Source organism: Luteibacter sp. E-22 (assembly GCF_049913125.1).
GTDB lineage: Bacteria > Pseudomonadota > Gammaproteobacteria > Xanthomonadales > Rhodanobacteraceae > Luteibacter.
In genome coordinates this window covers 737,527-763,813 of record NZ_CP183975.1, presented here as the reverse complement: position 1 = coordinate 763,813, position 26,287 = coordinate 737,527, and the positions used below count along the sequence as shown (strand labels likewise).

Annotated in this window: 22 protein-coding genes; 9 read left to right on the top strand and 13 right to left on the bottom strand. The window is 66.4% G+C overall.

The window, feature by feature from the left end:
- Positions 1-145: 145 nt before the first annotated feature.
- Positions 146-1,144, top strand: a complete 999-nt coding sequence (locus ACN9M2_RS03280) for a polyprenyl synthetase family protein (RefSeq protein WP_426286743.1) — start codon at positions 146-148, stop codon at positions 1,142-1,144.
- Here ACN9M2_RS03280 and ACN9M2_RS03275 read toward each other — a convergent pair.
- From ACN9M2_RS03275 to ubiH, 3 genes are all read right to left on the bottom strand, one after another.
- Positions 1,141-1,926 (bottom strand): dienelactone hydrolase family protein, encoded by a 786-nt coding sequence (locus ACN9M2_RS03275; protein WP_426286741.1) that lies wholly within the window; start codon positions 1,924-1,926, stop codon positions 1,141-1,143. The two genes, ACN9M2_RS03280 and ACN9M2_RS03275, sit on opposite strands and share 4 nt — an antisense overlap.
- 71 nt (positions 1,927-1,997) lie before the next feature.
- Positions 1,998-3,134: an FAD-dependent monooxygenase gene (locus tag ACN9M2_RS03270; protein WP_426287853.1), complete on the bottom strand. Its 1,137-nt coding sequence runs from the start codon at positions 3,132-3,134 to the stop codon at positions 1,998-2,000.
- A 77-nt stretch (positions 3,135-3,211) separates the two neighbouring features.
- Positions 3,212-4,420 (bottom strand): 2-octaprenyl-6-methoxyphenyl hydroxylase, encoded by a 1,209-nt coding sequence (gene ubiH / locus ACN9M2_RS03265; protein ID WP_426286740.1) that lies wholly within the window; start codon positions 4,418-4,420, stop codon positions 3,212-3,214.
- Between the two features lie 84 nt (positions 4,421-4,504).
- On the opposite strand from ubiH, the gene ACN9M2_RS03260 reads away from it, so the two are divergent.
- The 7 genes from ACN9M2_RS03260 (at position 4,505) to ACN9M2_RS03230 (ending at position 12,249) form a co-directional block, all read left to right on the top strand.
- Positions 4,505-5,065 (top strand): cob(I)yrinic acid a,c-diamide adenosyltransferase, encoded by a 561-nt coding sequence (locus ACN9M2_RS03260; protein ID WP_426286739.1) that lies wholly within the window; start codon positions 4,505-4,507, stop codon positions 5,063-5,065.
- A gap of 144 nt (positions 5,066-5,209) precedes the next feature.
- Positions 5,210-7,726 (top strand): LPS-assembly protein LptD, encoded by a 2,517-nt coding sequence (locus ACN9M2_RS03255; RefSeq protein WP_426286738.1) that lies wholly within the window; start codon positions 5,210-5,212, stop codon positions 7,724-7,726.
- Between the two features lie 30 nt (positions 7,727-7,756).
- A complete protein-coding gene (locus tag ACN9M2_RS03250; protein WP_426286737.1) occupies positions 7,757-9,124 on the top strand; it encodes a peptidylprolyl isomerase in 1,368 nt (455 codons plus the stop codon).
- Positions 9,125-9,131: 7 nt separating this feature from the next.
- Positions 9,132-10,127, top strand: coding sequence for a 4-hydroxythreonine-4-phosphate dehydrogenase PdxA (gene pdxA / locus ACN9M2_RS03245; RefSeq protein WP_426286736.1), 996 nt, complete (start codon positions 9,132-9,134; stop codon positions 10,125-10,127).
- The gene (gene rsmA, locus ACN9M2_RS03240; RefSeq protein ID WP_426286735.1) at positions 10,124-10,903 is read left to right on the top strand and encodes a 16S rRNA (adenine(1518)-N(6)/adenine(1519)-N(6))-dimethyltransferase RsmA; all 780 of its coding nucleotides are present in this window, start codon (positions 10,124-10,126) and stop codon (positions 10,901-10,903) included. The genes pdxA and rsmA overlap by 4 nt, the downstream gene beginning before the upstream one ends.
- A 53-nt stretch (positions 10,904-10,956) precedes the next feature.
- A complete protein-coding gene (gene apaG, locus ACN9M2_RS03235) occupies positions 10,957-11,340 on the top strand; it encodes a Co2+/Mg2+ efflux protein ApaG (RefSeq protein WP_306850857.1) in 384 nt (127 codons plus the stop codon).
- Between the two features lie 57 nt (positions 11,341-11,397).
- The gene (locus ACN9M2_RS03230; protein WP_426286734.1) at positions 11,398-12,249 is read left to right on the top strand and encodes a symmetrical bis(5'-nucleosyl)-tetraphosphatase; all 852 of its coding nucleotides are present in this window, start codon (positions 11,398-11,400) and stop codon (positions 12,247-12,249) included.
- Between the two features lie 104 nt (positions 12,250-12,353).
- On the opposite strand, the gene secA is transcribed toward ACN9M2_RS03230, so the two are convergent.
- Together secA and ACN9M2_RS03220 are read right to left on the bottom strand one after the other, a co-directional pair.
- Entirely contained in the window at positions 12,354-15,068 is a 2,715-nt protein-coding gene (gene secA / locus ACN9M2_RS03225) for a preprotein translocase subunit SecA (protein WP_426286733.1), read from the bottom strand.
- Positions 15,069-15,198: 130 nt separating this feature from the next.
- On the bottom strand, positions 15,199-16,137 hold the full coding sequence (locus ACN9M2_RS03220) for a M23 family metallopeptidase (protein WP_426286732.1): 939 nt from the start codon (positions 16,135-16,137) through the stop codon (positions 15,199-15,201).
- Positions 16,138-16,168: 31 nt separating this feature from the next.
- On the opposite strand from ACN9M2_RS03220, the gene ACN9M2_RS03215 reads away from it, so the two are divergent.
- Complete coding sequence (locus tag ACN9M2_RS03215; RefSeq protein ID WP_426286731.1) at positions 16,169-16,627, top strand: DciA family protein; 459 nt, start codon at positions 16,169-16,171, stop codon at positions 16,625-16,627.
- Between the two features lie 404 nt (positions 16,628-17,031).
- Here the strand turns inward: ACN9M2_RS03215 and lpxC are convergent, their stop codons facing one another.
- The 8 genes from lpxC to ftsW all read right to left on the bottom strand — a co-directional run bounded on the left by lpxC (position 17,032) and on the right by ftsW (position 26,285).
- Entirely contained in the window at positions 17,032-17,943 is a 912-nt protein-coding gene (gene lpxC / locus ACN9M2_RS03210) for a UDP-3-O-acyl-N-acetylglucosamine deacetylase (protein ID WP_306850862.1), read from the bottom strand.
- A 326-nt stretch (positions 17,944-18,269) separates the two neighbouring features.
- Complete coding sequence (gene ftsZ, locus ACN9M2_RS03205) at positions 18,270-19,454, bottom strand: cell division protein FtsZ (RefSeq protein ID WP_306850863.1); 1,185 nt, start codon at positions 19,452-19,454, stop codon at positions 18,270-18,272.
- Positions 19,455-19,589: 135 nt separating this feature from the next.
- Positions 19,590-20,825: a cell division protein FtsA gene (ftsA, locus tag ACN9M2_RS03200; protein WP_306850864.1), complete on the bottom strand. Its 1,236-nt coding sequence runs from the start codon at positions 20,823-20,825 to the stop codon at positions 19,590-19,592.
- 7 nt (positions 20,826-20,832) lie between these two features.
- Positions 20,833-21,573, bottom strand: a complete 741-nt coding sequence (locus ACN9M2_RS03195; protein ID WP_371022710.1) for a cell division protein FtsQ/DivIB — start codon at positions 21,571-21,573, stop codon at positions 20,833-20,835.
- Positions 21,570-22,544 (bottom strand): D-alanine--D-alanine ligase, encoded by a 975-nt coding sequence (locus ACN9M2_RS03190; RefSeq protein WP_426286730.1) that lies wholly within the window; start codon positions 22,542-22,544, stop codon positions 21,570-21,572. The genes ACN9M2_RS03195 and ACN9M2_RS03190 overlap by 4 nt, the downstream gene beginning before the upstream one ends.
- Positions 22,544-23,983: a UDP-N-acetylmuramate--L-alanine ligase gene (murC, locus tag ACN9M2_RS03185; protein ID WP_426286729.1), complete on the bottom strand. Its 1,440-nt coding sequence runs from the start codon at positions 23,981-23,983 to the stop codon at positions 22,544-22,546. The genes ACN9M2_RS03190 and murC overlap by 1 nt, the downstream gene beginning before the upstream one ends.
- Positions 23,980-25,065 carry an undecaprenyldiphospho-muramoylpentapeptide beta-N-acetylglucosaminyltransferase gene (gene murG / locus ACN9M2_RS03180; RefSeq protein ID WP_426286728.1) on the bottom strand — a complete coding sequence of 362 codons (1,086 nt, stop codon included), beginning with the start codon at positions 25,063-25,065 and terminating at the stop codon, positions 23,980-23,982. Before murG ends, murC begins: the two co-directional genes overlap by 4 nt.
- Entirely contained in the window at positions 25,062-26,285 is a 1,224-nt protein-coding gene (ftsW, locus tag ACN9M2_RS03175) for a putative lipid II flippase FtsW (RefSeq protein WP_306850869.1), read from the bottom strand. The genes murG and ftsW overlap by 4 nt, the downstream gene beginning before the upstream one ends.
- Positions 26,286-26,287 lie beyond the last annotated feature (2 nt).

Genomic DNA, 26,287 nt, shown 5'->3' with positions numbered 1-26,287 from the left:
TTCGTGAGCACCCGACCCCAGCCGGCGAAGGTGTAGGACGATGCATGCCTTTCCCACCCGGGACGAGGGCGCCCCGGGGCCATGGACGCGGAATGGACGGGCTGCCCCTATAATGTGATCCACCTGCCGCACACGACCCTGGTCCATGTCATCCATCGCCGCCCGTTCCACCCCCCTCGACTTCGCTGGCGTCCGTGCCCTGGCGGCGGAAGACATGAAGGAGGTCGATGCACTGATCCGTCACCGGCTCTCGTCGGACGTCGTCCTGATCAACCGCATCGCGGATCACATCATCGCCAGCGGCGGCAAGCGCCTTCGCCCGATGCTCCACGTGCTGGCGGCGCGCGCCGCGGGCTACCACGGGCAGCAGCACGCCAAGCTGGCGGCGATCGTCGAATTCATCCATACCTCCACCCTGCTGCACGACGACGTGGTCGACGAGTCCGACATGCGTCGCGGGCGCAAGACGGCGAATGCGCTCTGGGGCAATGCCGCCAGCGTGTTGGTGGGTGACTTCCTCTATTCGCGCTCGTTCCAGCTGATGGTGGAACTGGACGACATGCGGATCATGCGCATCCTCGCCGACACCACCAACACCATCGCCGAAGGCGAGGTACTGCAGCTGCTGAACATCGGCAATGCCGACGTCGACGAAAACGCGTATCTCGCCGTGATCGAAAGGAAGACGGCCGTGCTCTTCGCGGCGGCCACCGAACTCGGCGGCGTGCTGGGTGGCTTGCCGGAGACGCAGGTCGCCGCGCTGCGCCGCTACGGCATGGAACTCGGCTACGCCTTCCAGATCGCCGACGACCTGCTCGACTACGTGTCCGATGCGGAGACGCTCGGCAAGAACATCGGCGACGATCTTGCCGAAGGCAAGCCCACCCTGCCGCTGATCTATGCGATGCAGGTGGCGGATGCCGACCAGCTGAAATCGCTGCGTCACGCGATCGAACATGGCGGGCTCGATTCATTGGATCGCATCGTCGCCGCCATACGTGACTCCGGCGCGATCGAGCGCACGCACGAGAAAGCGGTGGCGCACGCCACGGCGGCGCGCGAGGCGCTCGCCGAGTTGCCCGCGTCGAGCTACCGGGACGCGCTCGCGGCACTGGCCGACTATTCGGTCGAAAGACGCTTCTAGAAGGCCCCGCTCAACCAGGATCGCATGGCGGCGTACGCACGGCCGGCGACTTTCGCGTCGTAACGGCAATTGCCCGTCGCCGCCGTCGCTTCCTTCTCGGTGAAGCAGTGCACCGCGCCGCCGAAGTCCTCGGAGGCCCAGTCCACCTTCGCGTCACGCATCTCCGCCTCGAACGCGGCGCGCTGTTCGGCGGGGACGTTGGCATCGTCGGCCCCATTGAGCGCCAGCACTTTCGCGTGGATGTTCGACGCGAGCTTCGGATCGTCGGTCGAGAGGAGGCCGTGGAAGCTGACCACCGCGGCAACGTCCGCACCGGCACGGGCCAGGTCGAGCACGGCCGAGCCCCCGAAACAGAAGCCGATCGCGGCGAGCCTGGCCGGATCGATGGGCGCGTGTTTCGCCTGCGCCTTCAACTCTTCGAATGCCCGCGTCACGCGCAGCCGCATCACCTTGCGATCGGCATAAAGCGGCTTCACGGCGGCGCCCGCCTCGGCTTCCGATGTCGGCCGCGTGCCACCGCCGTACATGTCGGTCAACAGGATCACGTAGTCCTTGCCCGCGATCTCCTTGGCCTTCGCCACCGCCATGTCGTTCACGCCGAACCAGTTGGGCACCATGAGCAGGCCAGGGCGCTTGGTCGCGACGGCATCGTCGTACACGAGGAAACTCTTGTAGGTCACTCCCTGGTCGGTCCACTGCACCGGCTTGGCGACCATAGCCGCCGAGGCGGCACCTACGTGACCGAGGACCAGCAAGGACAAGGCAAGCAGCGAACGGCGCATCGGCGTGGCTCCCATGAAAGGTCCGCCAAGCATAGGCGTCCTCTCCGGGCGAGGGAATGCGGCAACCGCTCTCAGAGCCCTGCCGCGTGCCTGGCCAGCTTTCGTTTCAGTGGCCCGAACGCATCGAGCAGGCGGACCCCCACGCCTCGCATGGCGACCAGCGGGGTGGCCTTCCATCCGTAGACGCGTTCCAGGGCGTCGAACGACCAGGCATCGAGCCCGTCCGCACTGCGGCGACGGCGTGCGTAGCGGCGCAGCACGTGCGCGGCGGCGATATCGCGGCCCGCTTCGCGCGCCTCGACCAGGGTGTCTCGGAGTTCGGCCACGTCGCGCAGGCCCAGGTTGACGCCCTGCCCCGCCAGCGGATGGACGGCATGGGCGGCATCGCCGAGAAGGACCAGCCGGTCGGCTTCGTACCGGTCGGCGAGCTTCAGGCGCAGGGGAAAGGCGGCGCGGCGACTGACCGCGCCGATGGCCCCCAGGCGGAAATCGCTGGCCACGCCGAGTGCGTCGCGGAAGCCGGCGTCATCGAGCGCCAACACATGCGTCGCCTCGGCATCCGGTAGCGACCAGACGATGGAACTGCGCCCATCGGCGAGCGGCAAGAGCGCCAGCGGGCCCGTCGGCAGGAACCGCTGCCACGCCGTCCGCTCATGCGGACGCGCCGTCTCGACATGCGCCACCACCGCACGCTGGGCATAGTCGCGCCCATGCGTACCGATACCCACCATCGCGCGCAACGGCGACTCCGCGCCATCCGCGGCCACGACCAGGCGGGCGGCAACGATGTGTCCATCGGCCAGGTCCAGTTGGGCCCGATCGTCGCGCGCCGCATACGCGACCACCTCGGCGGGAACGATACGGCGCACCCCGGCATCGTCCAACGCGTGCCAGAGCGACGCCTGCACGAGCCCGTTCTCGACGATGTAGCCGAGCACGTCACGTCCTTCATCGGCCGCGTCGAAACGGATCGTGGCGCCGTTCTCCGCATCCCATACGACCATGCGTTCATAGGCCGACGCACGCGCGGCCTGGATGGATGTCCATACTCCCAGCGCATCGAGCAGGCCGACGGACGACGGGGCGAGCCCCACCACGCGCAGGTCCACTTCGTCGGCGGCGGCCCAGGGAGCGGGTTCGCGTGCATCGACCAGCGCCACCGAGAAACCGGCGCGAGCCAGGGCCAGCGCCGCCGCCGCGCCGACCATGCCACCGCCCACCACGGCCACGTCGAGGAGGCCTCCGTTGCGCCGGCGCGATGATCCGGCGTTGGTCCAGGTATCGCTCACGGCGTCTTCTCCCTCACGGCGAAGGGCGCGTTCGCGCGAAACCCCATGCCGCGCCGGCTCAGGGCATGCCGCAGGGGTGGCACGCGGTCGAGTGCAAGCATGGCCAGCGAACGCAGCGGCCCCAGCAAGGGCTGCTCCATGCATGCCAGACGCACCAGGCCGTGGCTCATCGCCATCGTTCCCTCGCGATCCGGCGTGCGCCGGCGCACATATTCGCCAAGCAGGGCGGCGGCGCCCGGATCGTCGGCGGCCACCACGAGTTCGGCCAGGGTCAGCGCATCGCGCAGACCGAGGTTGAATCCTTGTGCCCCGATGGGATGCACCGTCTGCGCCGCATTGCCGACCAGCACGGCATGGGGCGCCGTCAGCGATTCCGCGGCGACCCGGCGAATCGGATAGGGCGCGCGCTTGCCGGGGCGGTCCAGGCGTCCGAGGCGCCAACCGAAGCGCTCCTGGGCGAGGGCCAGGAAGGCCTCGTCGTCCATGGCCGCCACCTCGTCGGCACGTTCGGCGGGCACGGTCAGCACCACGCCGATGCGCCGTTCGGCGAGCGGCAAGACCGCGACGGGTCCCTGGTCGGTGAAACGCTCGAACGCGCGGCCTGCGGGGTCCCGTCCTGGCGTCATCGTGCTGACGAACAGGGCCTGCCCGTAATCGTGCTCGCGGGTACCGATGCCCAACTGCGTGCGCACGCCAGATGCCGTGCCATCCGCCCCGACCAGCAACGGGGTCTCCAGGCGTCGCCGCTGCCCATTCGACGCGATGGTGACCCCCCACCCGCCCTCGACCGGCTCGATGGCCTCGACCCGTGCGGGCGCCAGCCGAGTCAGGTGGCGACAGGTTTCCAGCCGCTGGAGCAAGGCCGCGCCCAGCTCCCGTGCCGGCAAGGTCCAGCCGAGGGCGTCGACGCCCTCGGCGGCGGCATCCATGCGAACACTGCCGAAGTCGCCGGCGCGGCTCGTATGGATATGCGTGATCGGCGTGGCCCGGTGCCGGGCCAGGTCCCACACGCCGATGGCCTCCAAGCCGTTCACGGTCGCACGGGCAAGGGCGAGATTGCGCTCGTCGTAGCTGGGCTGCTCGCCCACGCGAGGGGCGGATGCTTCGACAAGGACCGCAGGCCGGCCGGCGGTGTCGAGCGCGATGGCGAGGCTGGCGCCGACCAGGCCGCCGCCGACGATGAGGATGGGTTCGGACGGGCTCATCCGCGGATCATACCCTCGCCGGGTGAAGGCGCCGATGCTGCGGCCCCCTGCCGCAGTGGCGATCGGCCCCGATAGAATGCGTGGATGGGCAACCGACTCTCGAAGATCTACACACGCACCGGCGACGACGGCAGCACCGGCCTGGGCGATGGCAGCCGCACCGGCAAGGATTCCCTCCGCGTCGCCGCCTATGGCACCGTGGACGAACTCAACAGCGCCATCGGCATGGTCATGGCCTCCGATGGCGTGGACGACGACATCCGGGAAGCCCTCGTCCAGATACAGCACGAGTTGTTCGACCTGGGGGGCGAACTGTGCATCCCGGGCATGGCGATGGTCCAGGCACGGGACATCGACCGCCTCGAAACAGTGCTCGATGCCTTCAACGCCGACCTTCCCGCGCTCAAGGACTTCATCCTGCCCGGCGGCGGCATGGCGGCCTCCACCTGCCACCTGGCCCGCACGGTCTGTCGCCGGGCCGAGCGCGAGGTGGTCGCCCTCGGCCGGGTCGAGGAGGTGCGTCCGGAAGCGCAGCGCTACCTGAACCGGCTTTCAGACTTGCTCTTCGTCATCGCCCGCGTGCTGGCCCGCCGTAGCGGCCACGGCGAGGTGCTCTGGCAGCACGAGCGCCGTCCGCGCGGCTGATCCGGCGGTGTAAGCTCGTCCGGCCGGTGCGGCGATCGCCGCCGCATCCTTCGAGGGATCATGCTCATGGGCGACGTGCCATCGTGCGGTGGGGTTGGCGATTCTGCTAAGTTGGCGGCCTTTCGAACGGACAAGACCGAGCCTGTGACGTCACGCATCAGCATCCTGCCTAAACGCCGCCTGCTGGCGACCGCCGTCGCCCTCATCGTTTCGGGCGCCGCCTGGGACGCATCGGCCCAGACGGCCGCGCCAACCCAGGGGGAAAGCCGCGCGAACACGCCGGCGCCCGCGGAAACCTGCGCCCTGGGTTCGTTCGTCTGCCCGCCGAGGCCGGTCAGCTACGTCCTCTGCCGTCCCAACGCGATGCTCGATTTCTACGAGCCGGGCATCACCAAGGACAGCACGTTGCGCGACACCGCGGTCACCGACATCCACTCGGGCCTCGACGGCGACACCGGCGGCATCAAGGTCGAGAGCCCTGAGCCGAACCTCTACCACATGACCGGCGGCGTGCGCCTGGAGCGCGCCGACCAGGTGATGCGCGCCGACGACGTCACCTACAACTCCGATTCCACGGCCTACGATGCTCGCGGCAATGTCCGCTACCAGGAAGCGGGCATGCTGGTGTCCGCCGACCGGATGACCGGCACGACCACGCCCAACCAGGGCGATGCCGATCACGTCCGCTATCAGCTCCTGCAATCGCGCGGCAACGGCGTGGCCGACCACGCCAAGGTGATGGACCCGCAGCACGGCCGTTTCACCCTCGCCACCTACTCCACCTGCGACGTGGGCAACCACCAGTGGGAGTTCCGTGCGAAGACGATGAACCTGAACAAGGAAACGGGCGTCGGCACGGCGCGCAGCGCGACCATGCGCTACAAGAACGTGCCGTTCATGTACCTGCCCTACTTCACGTTCCCGCTGGACGACCGGCGCAAGAGCGGCTTCCTCTATCCGACCTTCGGTTCATCGAGCCACTCGGGCACCTTCCTCAACCTGCCCTACTACCTGAACCTCGCGCCGAACTACGACGCGACAATCACGCCGGGCTACTACTCCGACCGCGGCGCCATGCTCGGTGGCGAGTTCCGCTACCTGTTGCCGCGGTCCAACGGCACGTTCGACTTCCAGTACATGCCTCACGACAAGGGGCCGGACGACGACATCAGCAATACGAGCGATCGTGACGGCTCGACCCAGCGCTGGCTGCTGCAGATCGCCAACTCGACCACGATCGCGAAGGGCTGGAACTTCTCGGCGAACATCAACCGGGCCTCGGACAACCAGTACTTCCGCGATTTCAGCAACGACCTCTACTCGTCGGCGACGGGGCTGCTTACTTCCAGCGCCTACGTCAGCACGGGTGGCAAATACTGGAGTGCCGCGATCGGCGCGGACGACTACCAGAACGTCGACGCGGGCCTGCCCAACTACGTCGAGCCGTACCGCCGCTGGCCGCGCGCCACGTTCAACCTGGACACGCCGCTCAACAGCTGGCTGGATGCCGGCGTCGACACCGAGGCGGTGGCCTTCCGCAAGAGCGATCCGGCGCCGATCTCGCCGGGCTTTCCCGGCCAGGTCGACGGCAACCGCCTGGACATCGCCCCCTTCCTCGCCGCCGACTTCTCCGGTGCGTCGTGGTTCGTCCGGCCGCGCGTCGAGTATCGCTACACGGCGTACCGGCTCGATTCGGACTACCAGCACTTCAACTATGCCGAACAGAGCCCGTCGCGCTCCCTGCCCATCGGCAGCGTCGACGCCGGCCTGATCTTCGACAAGCAGACCAGCCTGTTCGGCAACACCTATACGCAGACGCTCGAACCGCGTCTGTATTACCTGTACGTGCCGTACCGGAACCAGACCAACCTGCCCACGTTCGACACCAACGAAATGTCGTTCGACTTCTGGCAGCTGTTCACGACCAACCGGTTCTCCGGCGCCGACCGCCAGATGGACGCCAACAACCTGACCGCGGCCCTGACCACCCGCCTGCTGGACGACAGCGGCGTGGAGCGGTTGTCGGCCAGCATCGGGCAGATCAAGTATTTCAGCGACCAGAAAGTGCAGATGCCCGGCGTCCTGCCGACCGATTTCAGCCGGTCGGACTACATCGCCCAGCTCGGCATCCAGTTCAACGACAAGTGGCGCCTGAACAGCTCCTACCAGTGGAACCCGAACAAAAAGCCCAGCCCGTACCTGAACGACGACGGCCAGGCCTTCCAACAGGGCCGTGACACGGACCTGGCGACGATCCAGCTCCAGCGCCGGATCAAGGGCGACGGCATCCTCAACTTCTCCTACCGGTACCGTCGTAACGTGATGGAACAATTCGACACATCGGTGGTCTTTCCGGTGTCCGATCGTTGGCGCGCGCTGGCGCGGTGGGTGTACGCCCGTCGCGACATCCTGCCCACCACCGTCACCGGCGTCGGTACCTTCAATACCTTCACGTTCTCGCACCGGACGCTCGAGGCGGCCGCGGGCGTCGAATACGACAGCTGCTGTGTAGCCATCCGCATACTCGGCCGCCATTACGTACACGACTACACCCGTTCCACGGCCAACGCGATCATGTTCGAGGTGGAATTCAAGGGCATTGGCTCGCTCAACCCGCAATCGGGCCAGTACCTGCGGCGTGCTATCCTTGGCTATCAATAAATGGGGCAGGCGCCCCGGGCTCCCTATTCGATGAAGCAGATCCTCGCGTACTCCCTGCTCGCCACTTCCCTGCTCGTGGCCGTGCCTCCCGCCCAGGCCCAGTTGATGCCTTCGGCCCAGCCGTCGCAAGGCGCGAGCGTCGGCAATGGCTCGCTCGACCGCATCGTCGCGGTCGTGGAAGAAGACGTCATCCTGCAGAGCGAGCTCGACGAGGCGATCAACGCTATCGTGCGGCAGTACGCATCGAATCCGGCCCAGCTGCCGCCCAAGGATGTCCTGGCCCGCCAGGTGCTCGACCGCCTGGTCCTCATGAAGTTGCAGGTCCAGCGTGCCAACGACCAGGGTATCCGCGTGTCCGACCAGGACGTGGACCAGGCCGCCGGCAACGTGGCCCAGCAGAACAAGATGAGCCTCGACCAGCTGCGCGCGGCGGTCGAGCAGGACGGCTACAGCTATGCCGCCTTCCGCCAGCAGCTGTCCGACCAGATCGTCGCGCAGAAGCTGCACGAGAGCATCGTCCGCGACCAGGTCACGGTCACCGACGCCGAAGTGAACAACCTGCTGGCCAGCCCGACCTACAAGGCCGGCGAGGTCCACCTCGCGCATATCCAGATCAGCACCCCCGCCGGCGGTGGCGCCAGCGACATCGCGCAGGCGCAGACGAAGGCCGAGGAAGCGATCAAGGCGATCCAGGGCGGCATGGATTTCAACGCCGCGGCCATTCGCTACTCCGATGCTCCCGACGCCCTCGATGGCGGCGATCTCGGCTGGCGTCGCCTCGACGAAGTCCCGCCGGCGTTCGCCGACGCCGTATCGTCGCTGAAGGCGGGCGAGAACACGCCGGCCCTGCGTGGCCCGACCGGCTTCCACATCCTCAAGCTGGTGGAAACCCGCCAGCCAGGCCGTCAGATCGTCACCGAGTATCACGCTCGCCAGATCCTCATCAAGCCGTCCGAGATCGTCACTCCGGAACAGGCCGAGAAGAAGGCCCAGGACATCTACACCCGCGTCGTCGACAAGAAGGAAGACTTCGCCAAGGTCGCCAAGGACGAGTCCAAGGACAACACCACGGCGAACAACGGCGGCGACATGGGCTGGTTCGCGAAGGATGCCTGGGGCCAGGCCATCGCCGCCCAGGTCGATCAGCTGAAGGACGGCGAGGTGTCGCATCCCATCCAGACCGATGCGGGCTGGATCGTGCTGCAGCGCCTCGGCACCCGCCAGAGCGATCTCACCGACCAGCTCCAGCGTGACCAGGCCCGTCAGGCCATCGGTAACCGCAAGGCGGACGAGGCTTACGAGAACTACCTGCGCGAACTGCGCTCGACCTCGTTCGTCGATATCCGCGTGCCGGAACTGAAGGACCCCGACGACAAGCAGGTCTCGACCACGCCGTAATGCGCCGATGACTACCACCACCCTGCCACGGCTCGCCGTTACCGCCGGTGAGCCCGCCGGGGTGGGACCCGAGCTGGTCGCGCGCCTCGCGGCCTCCGAACTCCCTGCCGACCTCGTCGCTATCACCGATCGCGACCTGCTTCGCCGAGCGGCCGTCCTCTGCGGGCTCGACCTCGACATCGTGGACGACGACGGAACGCGCATCCCCTCGCGTCCCGCTGGGCGTGTCCGGATTCGCCATGTGCCACTGGGGGCCGATGTCCATTTCGGCCATCCGGACCCACGCAATGCGCAACATGTGCTCGATCTCCTGCGCATGGCCGCGGATGGTTGCATGGCCGGCGATTTCGACGCCGTGGTGACCGGGCCCGTACAGAAATCCAGCATCAACGAAGGCGGCGTCGCCTTCAGCGGCCACACGGAGTTCTTCGCCGAACGCGCCGGTACCGAGGTCGTGATGATGCTCGCCAGTCCGGAACTGCGGGTGACCCTGGCCACGACCCACCTGCCGCTTTCCGCGGTGCCCGCCGCCGTCACGCCCGACTTGCTGGAACGTACGCTGCGCATCGTCGCCGGCGCGCTGACCTCGCTTTTCGGACTTCCCCACCCGCGCATCGCGGTGCTCGGCCTGAACCCGCATGCGGGTGAAGGGGGGCACATGGGTCGCGAGGAGATCGACACGATCATTCCCTTGCTGGAACGCCTCCGCGGCGAAGGCATGGACCTGATCGGACCGCTCCCGGCCGACACCGCCTTCGTCCCCGCCATGCGTGAACGCTACGACGCGGTGCTGGCCATGTATCACGACCAGGCCTTGCCCGTGCTCAAAAGCGAGGCGTTCGACCGCACCGTGAACGTGACCCTGGGCCTGCCATTCATCCGCACGTCGGTCGACCACGGCACGGCGGTCGACCTTGCCGGTACGGGCCGGGCCGATCCAGCCAGCCTGTTCGCCGCCACGCGCCTCGCCATCGATCTCGCCCGCCACCGGGGCCGCCCATGAACGCACGCCCCAAGAAAAGCTTCGGCCAGCACTTCCTGCACGACAAGCGCTACATCGAGCGCATCGTCGCCTCGATCGCACCGAAGGATGGCGATACCGTCGTCGAGATCGGCCCTGGCGAAGGCGCGATGACCCTGCCCTTGCTCGCCGTGGCCCGGAAGATGACGGCCATCGAACTGGATACCGACCTGATTCCCGCCCTGCAGGCGCGGGCTGCGGCGATCGGTGAGTTGAGGATCGTCCATTCGGACGTACTTAAGGTCGATTTCAGCCAGCTCGCCCGGGAGCTCGGCGCGGAGCGGCTGCGCATCGCGGGCAACCTGCCCTATTACATTTCCAGCCCCATCCTTTTCCACTGCGTCGAGCACGCGGCGGCGATCCAGGATATGCACTTCATGCTCCAGAAGGAGGTCGTGGACCGCATGGCTGCCGAGCCCGGCAGCAAGGTCTACGGCCGGTTGAGCGTGATGCTGCAGCTCGCCTGCAAGGTGACGCCGCTCTTCACGGTGCCCCCGGGCGCCTTCCGGCCGCCACCCAAGGTGGATTCCGCCGTGGTCCGCCTGGTGCCCCTGGCCCCGGAGCAGTTGCCCAAGGGCGATCCGGCGAAGATTCACACGGTCGTGAAGGCCGCCTTTGCGATGCGCCGCAAGACGCTCACGAACACGCTGAAGGGCCTGGTCGACGAGGCGACCATTCGTGAACTCGGCATCGATCCGCGTGCACGTGCGGAGACCTTGGCCCCCGGGGACTTCGTGAAACTCGCGAATGCGATGTGAAGCCTGCTGCGGACTCACTTGCCCACCCCCTCCCCGTCCCTGACAATCGCAGCATGAACTCCAAATCCCCTTACACGATCGACGTGGAGGTCGCTTCCCGCTTCGTTCCCGACCAATCGCAACCGACCGACAACCGCTACGTGTTCGCCTATACGATCACGCTGCGCAACGTCGGCGACACCGGCGCCCAGTTGCTCACGCGGCACTGGCTGATTACCGATGCGAATGGCAAGGTCGAAGAAGTACGCGGCGACGGCGTCGTCGGCGAACAACCGTGGATGCGACCGGGCGACACCTTCGAGTACACCTCGGGCGCCGTGCTCGAAACCGCGGTCGGCACCATGGAAGGCAGCTATCGCATGGTCGCCGACGACGGAACGCATTTCGATGCACCCATCCCGGCATTCGTGCTTTCGATCCCGCGCACGCTCCACTAGGATCGAACCCATGGATAGTGCGCACGCCGGGAACGGCATCACGGAGCAACAGTACTGATGGCCGTCTACGCGATCGGCGACGTCCAGGGTTGCTACCCCGAACTCCAGCGCCTGCTGGAGAAGCTTCGCTTCGACCCGGCCAACGACCGGCTGTGGTTCTGCGGCGACCTGGTGAATCGAGGCGGCGAGTCGTTGGCCACGTTGCGCCTGATCCACTCGCTGCGCGACCAGGCGATCATCACGCTCGGCAACCACGACCTTTCGTTGCTGGCGATCGGCCAACGTCGCGAAGACGCACAGGCGCGGGTGAATCCCGAGCTGCGTGAAGTGCTGTTCGCGGATGACGCGCCGGTGCTTCTCGAATGGCTGCGCATGCAGAAGCTGCTGCATAACGACGAAGAGCTTGGCTGGACGATGGTCCATGCCGGCCTGGCACCGATCTGGACCTTACGCCAGGCGCAGCGTGCCGCGTTGGAAGTGGAACGCGAACTTGGTGGCCCCCGCCACCAGCGTTTGCTCAAGAACCTCTTCGGTAATCGTCCGCCCGGCTGGAATAACCGGTTGCAGGGCGTCGAGCGTCATCGCGCCACGATCAACACGCTCACGCGCATGCGCTATTGCGATGTCAACGGCCGCATCGACTTCGAGGGCAAGGGCATCCCCGGCACGCAGAAGCCCGGCATGTACCCGTGGTTCGAAGTACCGGGGATGCGTCGTCGCGAGACGAAGATCGTCTGTGGGCACTGGTCCGCGCTGGGACGTTTCGCGGGCCTCGGCGTCTATGCGATCGACACGGGATGCGTGTGGGGCGGCCAGCTGACCGCCATGCGTATCGACGTGCCCGAACCGGTCTACGTCACCGTCGATGCGGAGCCGTATAGGCAGAAACCCAAGGGCGGCGGGGACTGAGGCAGGGGGAGCCGCGATACCTCCCGCGAAGAACAAAAAAAGCGCCCCTCGTCGAGGGGCGCCTTCGTGGCTGCGATATGAATTTCGACGCAGTCTTTTTTGTATCAGCTCAGTTGCCCGTGGCAGTGCTTGTACTTCTTGCCTGACCCACAAGGACACGGATCGTTGCGACCGACCTTGGGGCCGTCGTTCATGATCGGGGCCATGGCTGGTTCGGCTTCGGTGTTGCCGCCGCCCTGGCCGATGGCCTGTGCATCCGCATGCTGGAACTGCAGGCGTTGCGTCTCCGCGGCGCGTTGCTGTTCCGCTTCCATCGCGAGCACTTCTTCTTCGCTGCGAATGCGGATGCGCGCGAGCATCTGCACGACTTCGAGCTTGATGCGGTCGAGCATCTCGGCGAACAATTCGAACGACTCGCGCTTGAACTCCTGCTTCGGCTGCTTCTGCGCATAACCGCGCAGGTAGATGCCCTGTCGCAGGTAATCCATGCTGGCGAGGTGTTCCTTCCATGCGTTGTCGACCACCGAGAGCATCACGTGCTTTTCGAGCGAGCGCATGGTTTCCGCACCGACCTGGGCTTCCTTCTCGGCGAACATGGCGTCCACCGCCTCGCGTACGTGGTCGAGGATGCCATCGGCGTCGACGTCCTTCTGGGACTCGATCCACTGAGCCAGGTCGAGGCGCAGATTCAGGTCGCTGGCCAGCTCGCGATCGAGGGCGGCGATGTCCCACTGGTCGTCGATGCTGTCCGCGGGCACGTACTTGCGCACCAGACCGACGACGACGTCCTGGCGGATGTCACCGATCATGTCGGAGATATCGTCGGTCTCCAGCAGCTCGTCGCGCTGCGCGTAGATGACCTTGCGCTGGTCGTTCGCGACGTCATCGAACTCGAGGAGGTTCTTGCGAATGTCGAAGTTGTGCTGTTCGACCTTGCGCTGCACTTTCTCGATCTGGCGCGTGATCAGGCGATCTTCCAGCGCCTCGTCTTCCTTCATGCCGAACATCTGCATCCAGCGGCCGATGCGCTCGCCGCCGAAGATGCGCATCAGGTTGTCCTGCAGCGACAGGTAGAAGCGTGAAGACCCCGGATCGCCCTGACGGCCCGAACGGCCACGCAGCTGGTTGTCGATACGACGGGATTCGTGACGCTCGGTACCGATGATGTGCAGGCCACCCGCGGCGAGCACCTGCTCGTGGCGCTTCTTCCAGTCCTCGCGGACCTTCTGGCGCTCCGCCTCGGACGCCGTTTCCGGCAAGGTGGCGAGCGCGGCCTCGAGGCTGCCGCCAAGCACGATGTCCGTGCCGCGGCCAGCCATGTTCGTCGCGATCGTCACGGCACCGGGGGCACCCGCCTGGGCCACGATGTGCGCTTCGCGTTCGTGCTGCTTCGCGTTGAGCACCTCGTGCGGGATGCGCTCCTTCTTGAGCAGGCCCGACACCAGTTCCGACACGTCGATGGAAGCCGTACCGACGAGGACCGGCTGGCCGCGCTCGTGGCACGACTTGATATCGGCGATGACCGCCTTGTACTTCGCTTCCTGCCCGAGGAACACGGAATCCGGGTTGTCCACGCGGATCATCGGCTTGTGCGTCGGAATAACGACGACTTCCAGGCCATAGACGGTCTGGAACTCGTACGCTTCCGTGTCGGCCGTACCGGTCATGCCGGCCAGCTTCTTGTACATGCGGAACAGGTTCTGGAACGTGACCGTCGCCAGGGTCTGGTTCTCGCGCTGGATGGGCACGCCTTCCTTCGCTTCCACCGCCTGGTGCAGGCCGTCGGACCAACGGCGACCCGCCAGCGTACGGCCGGTGAACTCGTCGACGATGATGACTTCGCCATCGCGGACGATGTAGTCGACGTCGCGCTGGTAGATGGCGTTGGCGCGCAGCGCCGCGTTCATGTGGTGGACGACGGCGAGATTCTTCGAGTCGTACAGCCCGCTATCGGGATCGATGACACCCGCCTCGCGCAACAGTTGCTCGGCGTGTTCCATGCCCTCTTCGGACATGTGCACCTGCTTCTGTTTCTCGTCGACGAAATAGTCGCCTGGGCCGTCTTCCTTTTCCTGCCGCGTCAGGCCCGGCACGATCTTGTTCACCGCGATGTACAGCTGCGGGGAATCTTCGGCGGGACCGGAGATGATGAGCGGCGTGCGGGCTTCGTCGATCAGGATCGAATCGACTTCGTCGACGATGGCGTAGTGCAGGCCGCGCTGGTTGCGCTGTTCCTTGCTGAGCGCCATGTTGTCGCGCAGGTAATCGAAACCGAACTCGTTGTTGGTGCCGTAGGTGATGTCGGCCTGGTAGGCGCTACGCTTGTCGACGTGGTCCATGCCCGGATACACGACGCCGACGCTGAGGCCGAGGAAGTTGTAGAGCTTGCCCATCTGCGCCGAGTCGCGGCGAGCCAGGTAGTCGTTCACGGTGACCACGTGTACGCCCTTGCCTTCCAGGGCGTTGAGGTACACCGGCAACGTGCCGACCAGGGTCTTGCCTTCGCCGGTGCGCATTTCCGCGATCCGGCCGCCGTGCAGGACCATGCCGCCGATCAGCTGCACGTCGTAATGGCGCATGCCGAGGACGCGCTTGGCTCCCTCGCGGGTGACCGCGAAAGCTTCGGGCAGCAGTTTGTCGAGGGTCTCACCGGCGGCGAGGCGCTGGCGGAATTCCTCGGTCTTCCCACGAAGGGCGTCGTCGGAAAGCTTTTCGTACTCCGGTTCGAGGGCGTTGATGCGCTTGACCGTCTTGGAGAGGTCGCGCAGGACACGCTCGTTACGGCTGCCGAAAATACTCGTCAGGGCACGATTGAACATCGATCATCCGGATCTGAAGCGAAAAGGGCTGCCGAACGGCCATGGCCGTTCGGCACGAAGGGACGATCATACTACGGGCGCCCCCGGCTTTCCTCGGGGTGGCGGCGGCCGGGGCCGGATTCAAGCCTTCTCAACGATGGCTGCGGACGTAGGCCAGCGGGTTCACCACGCGGTCGTGGTACCAGACCTCGAAATGGACGTGAGACCCCGTGGAGCGACCCGTGGACCCGGCTTTCGCGATGGCGTCGCCTATCCGGACGCGCTGCCCGGGGTGTACCAGGATGACGCTGTTATGAGCGTACCGGGTCATATAACCGTTGCCGTGGTCGATTTCGACTACGTCTCCATAGCCACTGCGCTGACCGGCGAAGGTGACCATCCCTTCGGCGACCGCCGTCACCGGCGTACCTGTCGGCGCGGCGATGTCGATACCCGTGTGACGGGCGGCATGACCACTGAAGGGGTCGGGCCGCCCACCGAAGTACGAGGAAATGTAGCCATTCACCGGCATACCGGTGGGTCGAAGGCTGGATTCGATCGTGCGGTCCATCAGCATGTCGCGCAGCGCTTCGAGCTGGGCTTGCTGGGTGTCGAACTGTCCGGAAAGCTGGTCGATGCTCTTGTCGAGCGACGCCGGCAAGGCATACGCCGGCACATCGGCACCGGTGGTCAGCTCCGGGCCGCCCTGGCCCGGCTCCTCGTCGAAATCGAATTCGCCGTCGTCGAGCTTGCCGACCTGGGTAAGGCGTTCTCCAAGAGCATTGAGACGGACGGATTGGGCCTGGAGCTGGCCCAGTTTCACGGCCAGCGCGTCCAGATCGCGTTGGGCGTCCCGCTTGATCTCCGCGACCCGTGCGTCCTGGTCGCCCACTCGCTGCGCCAGGCTGCCGATATCGCCGAGGGCGCGCTCCTTCGGACTCGCCACCGCGAGCGCCACGCCCGCGCCGACGCAGGCGATACCCACGAAACCGGCGATGGCCATCAGTGCGAACTTGCAGCGCAGGCGCCGGCAAGTCAGGTCGAGCGTTTTTGGCCCTTTCAGGCCACGAGACACGAGTATGATCTGCATACGTTCCACATCGAATAGTTAAAGCCGGCCCATGCCACCGCCATCCCAGCCGCCCCGCCGCTCCACACGTGGACTGACGTCCATCACGGAGTTCGGGCCCGTCGCGTCACTGGCCCAACGGGCCCGCGAACTCGACCAACTGGACCGCCAGCTGCGCGCGACGCTGCCCTCGCCATTGCGTGACCAGGTCCGCTTCGCGGACTTGCGCGATGGCAGGCTCGTCTTCCTTGCGCCCTCGTCGGCCTGGGCTTCGCGGGTACGCCTTTACCAGACGCAAATCCTCGAAGCCGCTCGCGCCATCGGCGCGAAGGCCCACTCGGTTGCCGTGAAAGTGGCCCCCCTACCGCCCGTGGAAGTGATCCCCGACCGGCACAAACCGCTTTCCACCTCGGCGGCCCGACATCTTCGGAGCGCCGCGGCGTCACTCTCCGACCCCACGTTGCGGGATCTGTTCCTTGGATTGGCCTCCAAGGCCGAAAATTCAGAATAATCCTATGCTTGCATTCACCTTCGCTGATCCGTAAGTACCCACGGACCGGCAAGGGCGGCGAACTTTATAGCACGCATGAAGCGCCGGAATGCCTAATTTGCACGTAAATTTCACTGACGTGACGTGGATCACGGCCGGTCTCACGTGCCTCGGGAGCTTTGGTGGGAGCCGACCTTGTCGGCGATGGGTGCTTGCCGTAAGCCGGCCCGCTGCCGCGGGATCGCCGACAAAGTCGGCTCCCACAAAGTCGGCTCCCACAAAGTCGGCTCCCACAAACTCGGGTGCCGCAGACTTGGGTGCCGCAAGCTCGGGCCCCCCAACGAAAAAGGCCGCGATCGCTCGCGGCCTTTTTCGTAAGGGATAGAGCCCCGCAGGGCTTTCCTGGTCGCCCCGAGGGCGGCGCCTTACACCGCCTGGGCGGGATGGGCGTAGGAGATCGGCGCCTTGGCCGGGTCCTTGAAGCTGACTTCTTCCCATGCCGTGACGTCGGCCATCAGGCTGCGGAGCAGCTTGTTGTTGAGCTCGTGGCCCGACTTGTGCGCGGAGTACGCGCCGATCAGGCTGTGGCCCAGCATGTAGATGTCGCCGATGGCGTCGAGGATCTTGTGCTTGACGAACTCGTTGTCGTAGCGGAGACCGTCTTCGTTGAGCACGCGGTAATCGTCGAGCACCACGGCGTTGTCCATCGAGCCGCCGAGCGTGAGGTTGCGCTCACGGAGCATCTCGATGTCACGCATGAAGCCGAACGTGCGGGCGCGACTGACTTCCTTGACGAACGACGTCGTCGAGAAATCCATCTCGGCCTGCGAATTGCGCTTGTTGAACAGCGGGTGGTCGAATTCGACGGAGAAGCCGACCTTGAAGCCATCGAACGGCTCCAGCTTGGCCCACTTGTCGCCGTCCTGCACGATCACCGGCTTCTTGATACGGATGAAGCGCTTGGCCGCGTCCTGTTCCTCGATGCCAGCGGACTGGATCAGGAACACGAACGGACCGGCGCTGCCGTCCATGATCGGCACTTCAGGCGCCGAGAGGTCGACATAGGCGTTATCGATACCGAGACCGGCCATAGCCGAGAGCAGGTGCTCCACGGTCGACACGCGAACGTCGCCATTGATCAGGGTGGTGGAAAGACGCGTGTCACCGACGTTCTCCGGGCGCGAGTGCAACTCGACCGGCGGATTGAGATCGGTACGGCGGAACACGATGCCCGTGTTCGGCGCCGCTGGGCGAAGCGTCATGTACACCTTGTCGCCGGTATGGAGGCCGACGCCCGTGGCGCGAATGATGTTCTTGAGCGTGCGCTGCTTGATCATGTTGGGTCGAACCTTGTTGGCAGCAGCCTAAAGTAGCGGACATGCTAACACAGTCTTAACCTCGGAATAAACAAACCGGACGGTACAGTCCAGCATTGCTTCACCGTTCCTTCAGCAAGATCCGAGACCCATTCTCATCTGGCCTGCGACTGAATTGGCGCTCATTCAACGACTTGCGGTGATTGATATCACTTGCAGGTTTTCCTGTCGAGGCACGGCGGTGCCCCGCCGCCCGGAACGGGACGGCGGCGGGGCACCGGGCGGCCCGGCATCGTGCCGGGTCGGCCTCACGTTTTCCTTAACGTGCCTTCAGCGGTAAGTGCCGGTCAATCGGCCTGGCGACGCAGGAACGCCGGGATATCCAGGTAATCGATCGCCGGTTCCGCGTTCTTCTGCGGCTGGGCGGGTTCCGACCGGACCGATGGCATGGCGTCGGCCTGGGCGTAGTCGACCACTTCGTTGCCGGTGCCCGTGCGCAGCACGACCGGGCGCGGACGCTGGCGCATTTCCACCTGCTGCTGGACCGGCTGGCGGATCGGCTGCTTGGCGGTGACACCACGATTCAGGCCCGTGGCGACGACCGTTACGCGGACATCGTCCTGCATTTCCGGGTCGAGCGAGGTGCCGATCACGACGGTCGCGTCTTCGGAGGCGAAATCGTGGATCACCCGGCCGATCTCGTCGAACTCGCGCATGGTGAGGTTCGGGCCGGCGGTCACGTTGACCAGGATGCCGCAGGCACCGGCCAGGTTCACGTCCTCGAGCAGCGGGTTGTTGATCGCCGCTTCCGCGGCGGCCTGGGCGCGATCGTCGCCACGGGCGGTGCCCGAGCCCATCATCGCCATGCCCATCTCGCTCATGACGGTGCGGACGTCGGCGAAGTCGACGTTGATCAGGCCCGGGGCCGTGATCAGGTCGGCGATGCCCTGGACCGCGCCCTGGAGCACGTCGTTGGCCGCCTTGAAGGCATTGAGCAAGGTCACTTCCCGACCCAGCACCGAGAGCAGTTTCTCGTTCGGCACGGTGATCAGCGAGTCGACGTGCTGGGAGAGATCCTCGATACCCTTGAGGGCCACCTGCATGCGACGACGGCCTTCGAAGGGGAACGGCTTGGTCACGACCGCGACCGTCAGGATGCCCTTCTCCTTCGCCAGCTGCGCCACGACCGGCGCGGCGCCGGTACCCGTGCCACCGCCCATGCCGGCGGTGATGAAGACCATGTCGGCGCCTTCGAGCATTTCCTCGATGCGCTCACGGTCTTCCAACGCGGCCTGGCGGCCGACTTCCGGGTTCGCACCGGCACCCAGGCCCTTGGTGACGTTGCCACCGAGCTGGAGGTGGGTACGCGAAGCGCAGCTCTTCATCGCCTGCGCGTCGGTGTTGGCGACGACGAACTCGACGCCTTCGATGTTGGAATTCACCATGTGGGCCACGGCGTTGCCGCCGCCACCACCCACGCCGATGACCTTGATGACCGCATTCGGTGCCAGTTTTTCAATCAGTTCGAACATTTCCCGTCCTCCGCAGAACTTTTAGTTTTTTTGGTTTATGTCCCGTGTCCGACTCCTGTCGGCCGCGGGTTGCGGGCCTTCCTCGTGCCCCGGCGCCCCCCTTCCATCGGGCACCGACGATCCGGTGAAACGAACTCAGAAGTTCTTGGTGAACCAGCTTCGGAACTTCTCGACCACGCTGCCGACATTGCCGGCAGCCGAACTCGCATGACGCGAACCGCCGCTCGACCGCGAGCCATGCAGGAGCAGGCCCACGCCGGTCGAATGGAGTTCGCTGGAAACGACGTCGCCCAGGCCCGAGACGTGCTGCGGGACCCCGATGCGGACCATCTTGTGGAAGATCTCCTCGGCCAGCTCCAGCGCACCTTCCATGCGCGAGGCGCCGCCGGTCAGCACGATGCCCGCCGCGACGAGGCTTTCGTAGCCCGAGCGGCGCAGTTCGTCCTGCACCATCTCGAAGATCTCCTCGTAGCGCGCCTGCACCGACTGCGCGAGCGCCTGTCGGGCGAGGCGGCGAGGTGGACGATCGCCGACGCTGGGCACCTGGATGGTTTCTTCCGCGTGCGCGAGCTGGGCGAGCGCACAGGCGTACTTGATCTTGATCTCTTCCGCGTGGGCGGTCGGCGTGTGGACACCGTAGGCGATGTCGTTGGTGACCTGGTCGCCGCCCACCGGCAACGACTTGGTGTAACGGATGGCGCCCTGCGTATAGATGGCGATATCGGTGGTGCCCGCGCCGATATCGACGAGGCAGACACCCAGTTCCAGCTCGTCCTCGGTGAGCACGGCCTTGGCGCTGGCGACGGCGGCCGGGACGAGTTCGTCGACGGACAGGCCGCACCGCTGGATGCACTTGGAGATGTTCTGCACGGCGCTCGCCGCGCCGGTCACCAGGTGCACGCTGGCTTCCAGACGCACGCCGCTCATGCCGACCGGATGGCGGATGCCGTCCTGGCCGTCGATGCGATATTCCTGCGATTCCTTGTAGAGGACCTTGCGGTCCGCCGGAATGGCGACCGCGCTGGCGGCTTCCAGCACCTGTTCGAGGTCGGCCGACATCACCTCGCGGTCGCGGATGGCCGCGGTACCGTGCGAGTTGCGGGTTTCCAGATGGCTACCCGAGATCGAGGCGTACACCGAACGGATATCGCAACCCGCCATCAGTTCGGCTTCCTCCACCGCGCGCTGGATGGAATGCACGGTGGATTCGATGTCGACCACCGATCCACGCTTCATGCCACGCGAGACGTGCGTGCCGATGCCGATCACCTCGATCGGTTCGCCCGGTTCGTATTCGCCCACAATCGCGACCACCTTCGAGGTTCCGATGTCGAGGCCGACGACGAGCTGTTTGTCGTTCTTGTTTCTCATGGTTAGCTCAGCTTCCGACCTTGGGTGTGGCCGTGGTTTCCGGTTGCGGCCACCGGATGGCGAATCCGTTGGTGTAACGCAGGTCGGCATAGGCGAAACCGCCCTGCCGGCCGGCAACGAGTTGCGGGTAGACATCGAGGAAGCGCGCGAGGCGGCGATCGGCCTGGTCGCGATCGCCGATCACGATCTCGGCGCCGCTGTCGGTGGTGACGCTCCAGCTGCCACGCTCGCTCAGGCTGACCCCCACGATGGACAGGCCGGTGCGGCCCTCGAAGGACTTGCGCGCCTGCGCGTAGAAACTCACCACCTCGGCCAGGCGCGAATCGGGACCGCGCAGGCGCGGGAGGTCGCCCATCTGGTCGGCGCCCGGCGCGTCGAAAACGAGGCCCTGGCGACTGATCAGGCGGTCCTCGTTCCAACGGGCGAACGGCTGGCGCTCGTAGATGCGCACGAGCAGCGTGTCGGGCCAGCGCTTGCGCACCTCCACCGATTCCACCCAGGGCAACGCGCCGATCGCGTGGCGCACGTCTTCCAGGTCCGTGGCGAAGAATCCCTTACCCAGACGCGGCAACACGGCGCTGCGGATCTGCTCGGCGCTGACGTGCGCGAACTCCGCCTCGACCTTGATCTGCGTCACCGGCCAACGGCCGGCGGCGAACCAACCCTGCATCACGCCGACCACGGGCAACACCACCAGCGTGATGGCGATACCCCAGGCGACGATCCGCGTGGCGGCGGCTCCCTTCATGCCTTCGTGCCCTCCCGCTGCATCGAGGTCTCGAGGATCCGCCAGCACAAGGCGGCATAGTCCAGGCCCGCGGCGGCGGCGGCCTTGGGCACGAGCGAATGCGAGGTCATGCCCGGCGCGGTGTTCACTTCGAGCAGCCAGTTCTTGCCGTGGCGGTCGCGCATCACGTCGACGCGGCCCCAGCCCACGCAGTCGAGCGCGTCGAAGGCCCGCAGCGCGAGTGCGCGCATGGCGTCCTCTTCCGCGCCCGACAGGCCGGGCACGATGTACTGCGTGTCCTCGGCGATGTACTTGGCGTTGTAATCGTAGTACTCGCCCTTGGGCACGATCTTGATCGTCGGCAGCACTTCGCGGCCGAGGATGCCGACGGTGAACTCGCCGCCCTCGTTCGCGTCGCCCTCGATGAGGGTCTCCATCAGCATGTCGCCCGGGTACTTGCGCGCCAGCTCGACGGCGGCGTCGAGGCCGGATTCGTCGAACACGCGCGTCACGCCCACGCTCGACCCTTCCCAGGCCGGCTTGACGATCAGCGGGAAGCCAACTTCGCGCGCCGCGGCGTGCACGTCGGCACCACGCGGCAGCGCCTTGAATTTCGGCGTCGGCAGGCCGAGGGCGATCCACACCTGCTTGGCGCGCACCTTGTCCAGCGCCAGCGCCGAACCAAGCACGCCCGAACCCGTGTACGGCACGCCAAGCGACTGCAGCGCGCCCTGCAATTCGCCGTTCTCGCCGCCGGCGCCGTGAAGGATGTTGAACACGCGCGCGAAATGGCCAGCGCGCACGGCGTCGAGCAAGGCGGGAATACCGTCGATCAGTTGCGCATCCACGCCGCTGGAGCGCAGGGCCTCGAACACGCCGCGACCGGAGTCGAGCGACACCTCGCGCTCGGCTGAATTGCCACCCATCACGACGGCGACGCGGCCGAAATCGGCGGCGTCCGTGACAGTGCAGGGGAAGCGGGTACTGCTCATCACGTACGAGTCCTCAAGTGGCCGGCGTTAGCCAGCTCGATGGCCGCCGCGCCGATGTCGCCGGCGCCGAGCAGCATGATCAGGTCGCCGTCCCGCGCCAGGGCGGGCAGCGTGTCGCGCAGGTCGCGCGGATGGTCGACAAGGACCGGATCGGTCTTTCCGCGCGCGCGGATCGCCCGGGCCAGGGCGCGTCCGTCCGCGCCGGGAATGGGCGATTCGCCAGCCGGATACACCTCGGTCAGCACGAGCACGTCCACTTCGGCGAGTACCTTGGCGAAGTCGTCGAGCAGGTCACGCGTGCGGCTGTAGCGATGCGGCTGGAAGGCCACCACGAGACGACGATCCGGCCAGCCGCCACGCGCGGCGGCGAACACGGCGGCCAGCTCGCGCGGATGGTGGCCATAGTCGTCCACGAGGAGCGCGCTGCCGGAATCCAGTGCGATCTCGCCGCGGCGATGGAAGCGACGGCCCACGCCTTCGAAACGCGCCAGCGCATGCGCGATCGCTTCGGCATCCACGCCTAGCTGCCAGCCCACCGCCGCGGCGGCGAGCGCGTTCTGCACGTTGTGCCGGCCCGGCAGGTTCAGCGTCACCGGCAGCGTGCCGGCCATGCCGGGCAGGTGCAGGTCGAAATGCATCTCGAAGCCGACCTGGCGCACATTGCTCGCCGTCACGTCCGCGCCCGGCTTGTCGATGCCATAGGTGAGCAGACGGCGCGAGGTGTCCTCCGCCAGCTTCGCGGTTTCCTCATCGTCGATGCACAGCACGGCCATGCCGTAGAACGGCAGGCGATGGAGGAAGTCGCCGAAGGCCTTCTTCACCTGGCCGAAGTCGCCGTTGTAGTTCTCCAGATGATCGGCATCGATGTTGGTCACGACCGCGATCACCGGGGAAAGCATCAGGAACGAGCCGTCGGACTCGTCGGCCTCGGCCACGAGGTACTGTCCCGTGCCCAGGCGCGCGTTCGCGCCAGCGGCATTGAGCTGCCCACCGATGACGAAGGTCGGATCGTAATCGGCCTCGGCGAGTACGCTCGCCACGAGGCTCGTGGTGGTGGTCTTGCCGTGCGTGCCGGCGATGGCGATGCCGCGGCGGAAGCGCATCAGTTCGCCGAGCATTTCCGCACGGGGCACGACGGGGATGCGCGCGGCCCGGGCGGCGACGAGTTCCGCGTTGTCCTGGCGGATCGCGCTGGAAGTGACGATCACGTCGGCGCCGTCCACGTTCGAGGCTTCGTGGCCGATGTGCACCTCGATGCCCAGCTTGGCAAGGCGTTCCGTGGTCGGCGAGTGCGCGCGGTCGGAACCGGACACGCTGTAACCGAGATTGCACAGCACCTCGGCGATGCCGCTCATGCCGACGCCACCCACGCCGATGAAATGGACACGGCGGAACGAGGTCATGAAATCTTCGTGGGCACGCAAACGACCGGGCGTCATGCGGAAACCTCCATGCAGTGACGGGCAATCGTTGCTGCTGCGTCGGGCTTGGCCAGCGTGCGGGACGCGTTGGCGGCGGAAAGGATCTGCGCGCGGTTGCCCAACAGGTCGTCGAGCATCTTCGCGAGCATTTCCGGCGAATCGGTTTTCGCGAGCGACGCGTCGGCGACGATGCGGGCACCGCCGACGTCGACCATCGCGCGTGCGTTGGCTGTCTGGTGGTCGTCCACCGCGTACGGGAACGGCACCAGCAAGGCTTCGAGGCCCGCGGCGCACAGTTCGGCGACGGTCAACGCGCCCGCGCGGCACACCACCACGTCGGCCCACTCATAGGCGCCAGCCATGTCCTCGATGAAAGGCACGACGCTCGCTGCCACGCCGGCCTCGGTATAGGCGTCGAGCGCTTCCTGCAGACCGCGCTCGCCGGTCTGGTGCACGACCTCGGGCATGATCGCGCCCGTCGCGTCGCGCCGGGCAAGCGCGCGCGGCACGGCGAGGTTGAGCGTGCGCGCACCGAGGCTGCCGCCCAGCACCAGCAGGCGCGGGCGACCATCGCGGCCGGCGAAGCGTGTGGCTGGCGCCGGCAAGGCGGCGATGCACGCACGGACCGGATTGCCCACCCATTCGCCGTTCGGCAGCACGTTCGGAAAGCCCGTCAGCACTTTCTTCGCGAACGAGGCGAGCTTGCGATTGGTGAAACCGGCCACGGCGTTCTGCTCGTGGACCACCAGCGGAATGCCGGCGAGACGCGCGGCGACACCGGCGGGACCGGCGACGTAGCCGCCCATCGACAGCACGCAGCGAGGCCGCATGCGACGCAGCAGTTTCAGCGAGGCGAACAACGCGCTCACGAGCATGACCGGCGCCATGACGCGCGTCCTGAGACCCTTGCCACGCAGGCCGCCCACCGCCACGGTGTGCAGGTCGAGTCCATGCGCCGGGACGACGCGCGTCTCCATGCCTCCGTCGGCGCCCAGCCATGCCACGGGCACGCCGCGCGACCGCAGTTCGTCGGCGACGGCGAGGCCTGGGAAGATGTGGCCACCGGTACCGCCGGCCATGATCAGCACGGGGGCGCTCATGCCATGCCCCCTGCCGCCGCGGCGGAATCGGGCACGGCGTTCGCGGGCAAGCGCACCGCCGTCTGCCGCGCGTCTTCGGCGCGGTTGATCTCGAAGGTGGCGCGCAGCAGCACGCCGACCATCGCGCAGGTCATCAGCACGGACGAGCCGCCCGAACTGATCAGCGGCAGGGTGAGGCCCTTGGTCGGCAACACGCCCAGGTTCACGCCGATCGACACCATCGCCTGGAAACCGATCATCAGCGAGATGCCGTACGCCACGTAGCCCGAGAAGCGGTGGCCGAGCTCGACGCCCTTGAGCCCCATGTAGAGGCCGCGGCCGACCAGCACGATGTAGAGCAAGATGACCACCATGATCCCGGCCAGGCCGAGTTCCTCCGCCAGCACCGCGAGGATGAAGTCGGTATGCGCCTCGGGCAGGTAGAACAGCTTCTGCACGCTCGACCCCAGCCCCACGCCGGTCCACTCACCGCGCCCGACGGCGATCAGCGCCTGGGTCAACTGGAAGCCGTCGTTGAACGGGTCTTTCCATGGGTCGAGGAAGGACGTGAGGCGCTTGATGCGGTAATCCTCGGCCGTGGCCGCGTAGATCAGCGCGGGCACCAGCGGCGTGGCGAGCACCAGGAGGTTACGCATGCGCGCACCGGCCAGCCAGACCATGCCGACGGTGGTGGCGACGACCAGCGCGGCCGAACCGAAGTCTGGCTGGGCAAGCAACAGCAACACGATGAAACCGGCGACACCCACCGGCTTCACCACGCCGAACAGTTCGTACTCCACGCCTTCGCGATGGCGCACGAGGTAGCTCGACAGATAGGCGACGAGGATCAGTTTCACCGCCTCGACCGGCTGGAAACTGGTGACCAGCAGGTTCACCCAGCGCCGTGCACCGTTGATGCGCATGCCGAACACCGGCAGGAACACCATCAGCAGCATGATGATGCCCACCAGCAGGAGAAGGAAGCTGTGCTTCTCCAGCGTCTTCAGTTCCGTACGCATCGCCGCCGCGGCGAGGCAGCCGCCGAGGAACAGGAAAACGAGGTGGCGCTTCAGGTAATAGAACGCGCCCTGGTGCGAGCCATCGGCCACGGCGATCGAGCTGGAGGTGACCATCACGACGCCCAGCGCGGCCAACGCGAGCGCGGCCACGAGCAACGGGAGGTCGAAGCTCCCCCGCGGGCCCTGACGGCGTTTCGCCTGCTTGTTACCGAAGCCGAACATGC

What these genes read in the sequence shown, in the direction of transcription:
- ACN9M2_RS03280 (WP_426286743.1), top strand. Translation starts at nt 146, where the DNA reads ATGTCATCCATCGCCGCCCGTTCCACCCCCCTCGACTTCGCTGGCGTC.
- ACN9M2_RS03275 (WP_426286741.1), bottom strand. Translation starts at nt 1,926, where the DNA reads ATGCGCCGTTCGCTGCTTGCCTTGTCCTTGCTGGTCCTCGGTCACGTA.
- ACN9M2_RS03270 (WP_426287853.1), bottom strand. Translation starts at nt 3,134, where the DNA reads ATGGTCGGCGCGGCGGCGGCGCTGGCCCTGGCTCGCGCCGGTTTCTCG.
- ubiH (WP_426286740.1), bottom strand. Translation starts at nt 4,420, where the DNA reads ATGAGCCCGTCCGAACCCATCCTCATCGTCGGCGGCGGCCTGGTCGGC.
- ACN9M2_RS03260 (WP_426286739.1), top strand. Translation starts at nt 4,505, where the DNA reads ATGGGCAACCGACTCTCGAAGATCTACACACGCACCGGCGACGACGGC.
- ACN9M2_RS03250 (WP_426286737.1), top strand. Translation starts at nt 7,757, where the DNA reads ATGAAGCAGATCCTCGCGTACTCCCTGCTCGCCACTTCCCTGCTCGTG.
- pdxA (WP_426286736.1), top strand. Translation starts at nt 9,132, where the DNA reads ATGACTACCACCACCCTGCCACGGCTCGCCGTTACCGCCGGTGAGCCC.
- rsmA (WP_426286735.1), top strand. Translation starts at nt 10,124, where the DNA reads ATGAACGCACGCCCCAAGAAAAGCTTCGGCCAGCACTTCCTGCACGAC.
- apaG (WP_306850857.1), top strand. Translation starts at nt 10,957, where the DNA reads ATGAACTCCAAATCCCCTTACACGATCGACGTGGAGGTCGCTTCCCGC.
- ACN9M2_RS03230 (WP_426286734.1), top strand. Translation starts at nt 11,398, where the DNA reads ATGGCCGTCTACGCGATCGGCGACGTCCAGGGTTGCTACCCCGAACTC.
- secA (WP_426286733.1), bottom strand. Translation starts at nt 15,068, where the DNA reads ATGTTCAATCGTGCCCTGACGAGTATTTTCGGCAGCCGTAACGAGCGT.
- ACN9M2_RS03220 (WP_426286732.1), bottom strand. Translation starts at nt 16,137, where the DNA reads ATGCAGATCATACTCGTGTCTCGTGGCCTGAAAGGGCCAAAAACGCTC.
- ACN9M2_RS03215 (WP_426286731.1), top strand. Translation starts at nt 16,169, where the DNA reads ATGCCACCGCCATCCCAGCCGCCCCGCCGCTCCACACGTGGACTGACG.
- lpxC (WP_306850862.1), bottom strand. Translation starts at nt 17,943, where the DNA reads ATGATCAAGCAGCGCACGCTCAAGAACATCATTCGCGCCACGGGCGTC.
- ftsZ (WP_306850863.1), bottom strand. Translation starts at nt 19,454, where the DNA reads ATGTTCGAACTGATTGAAAAACTGGCACCGAATGCGGTCATCAAGGTC.
- ftsA (WP_306850864.1), bottom strand. Translation starts at nt 20,825, where the DNA reads ATGAGAAACAAGAACGACAAACAGCTCGTCGTCGGCCTCGACATCGGA.
- ACN9M2_RS03195 (WP_371022710.1), bottom strand. Translation starts at nt 21,573, where the DNA reads ATGAAGGGAGCCGCCGCCACGCGGATCGTCGCCTGGGGTATCGCCATC.
- ACN9M2_RS03190 (WP_426286730.1), bottom strand. Translation starts at nt 22,544, where the DNA reads ATGAGCAGTACCCGCTTCCCCTGCACTGTCACGGACGCCGCCGATTTC.
- murC (WP_426286729.1), bottom strand. Translation starts at nt 23,983, where the DNA reads ATGACGCCCGGTCGTTTGCGTGCCCACGAAGATTTCATGACCTCGTTC.
- murG (WP_426286728.1), bottom strand. Translation starts at nt 25,065, where the DNA reads ATGAGCGCCCCCGTGCTGATCATGGCCGGCGGTACCGGTGGCCACATC.
- ftsW (WP_306850869.1), bottom strand. Translation starts at nt 26,285, where the DNA reads ATGTTCGGCTTCGGTAACAAGCAGGCGAAACGCCGTCAGGGCCCGCGG.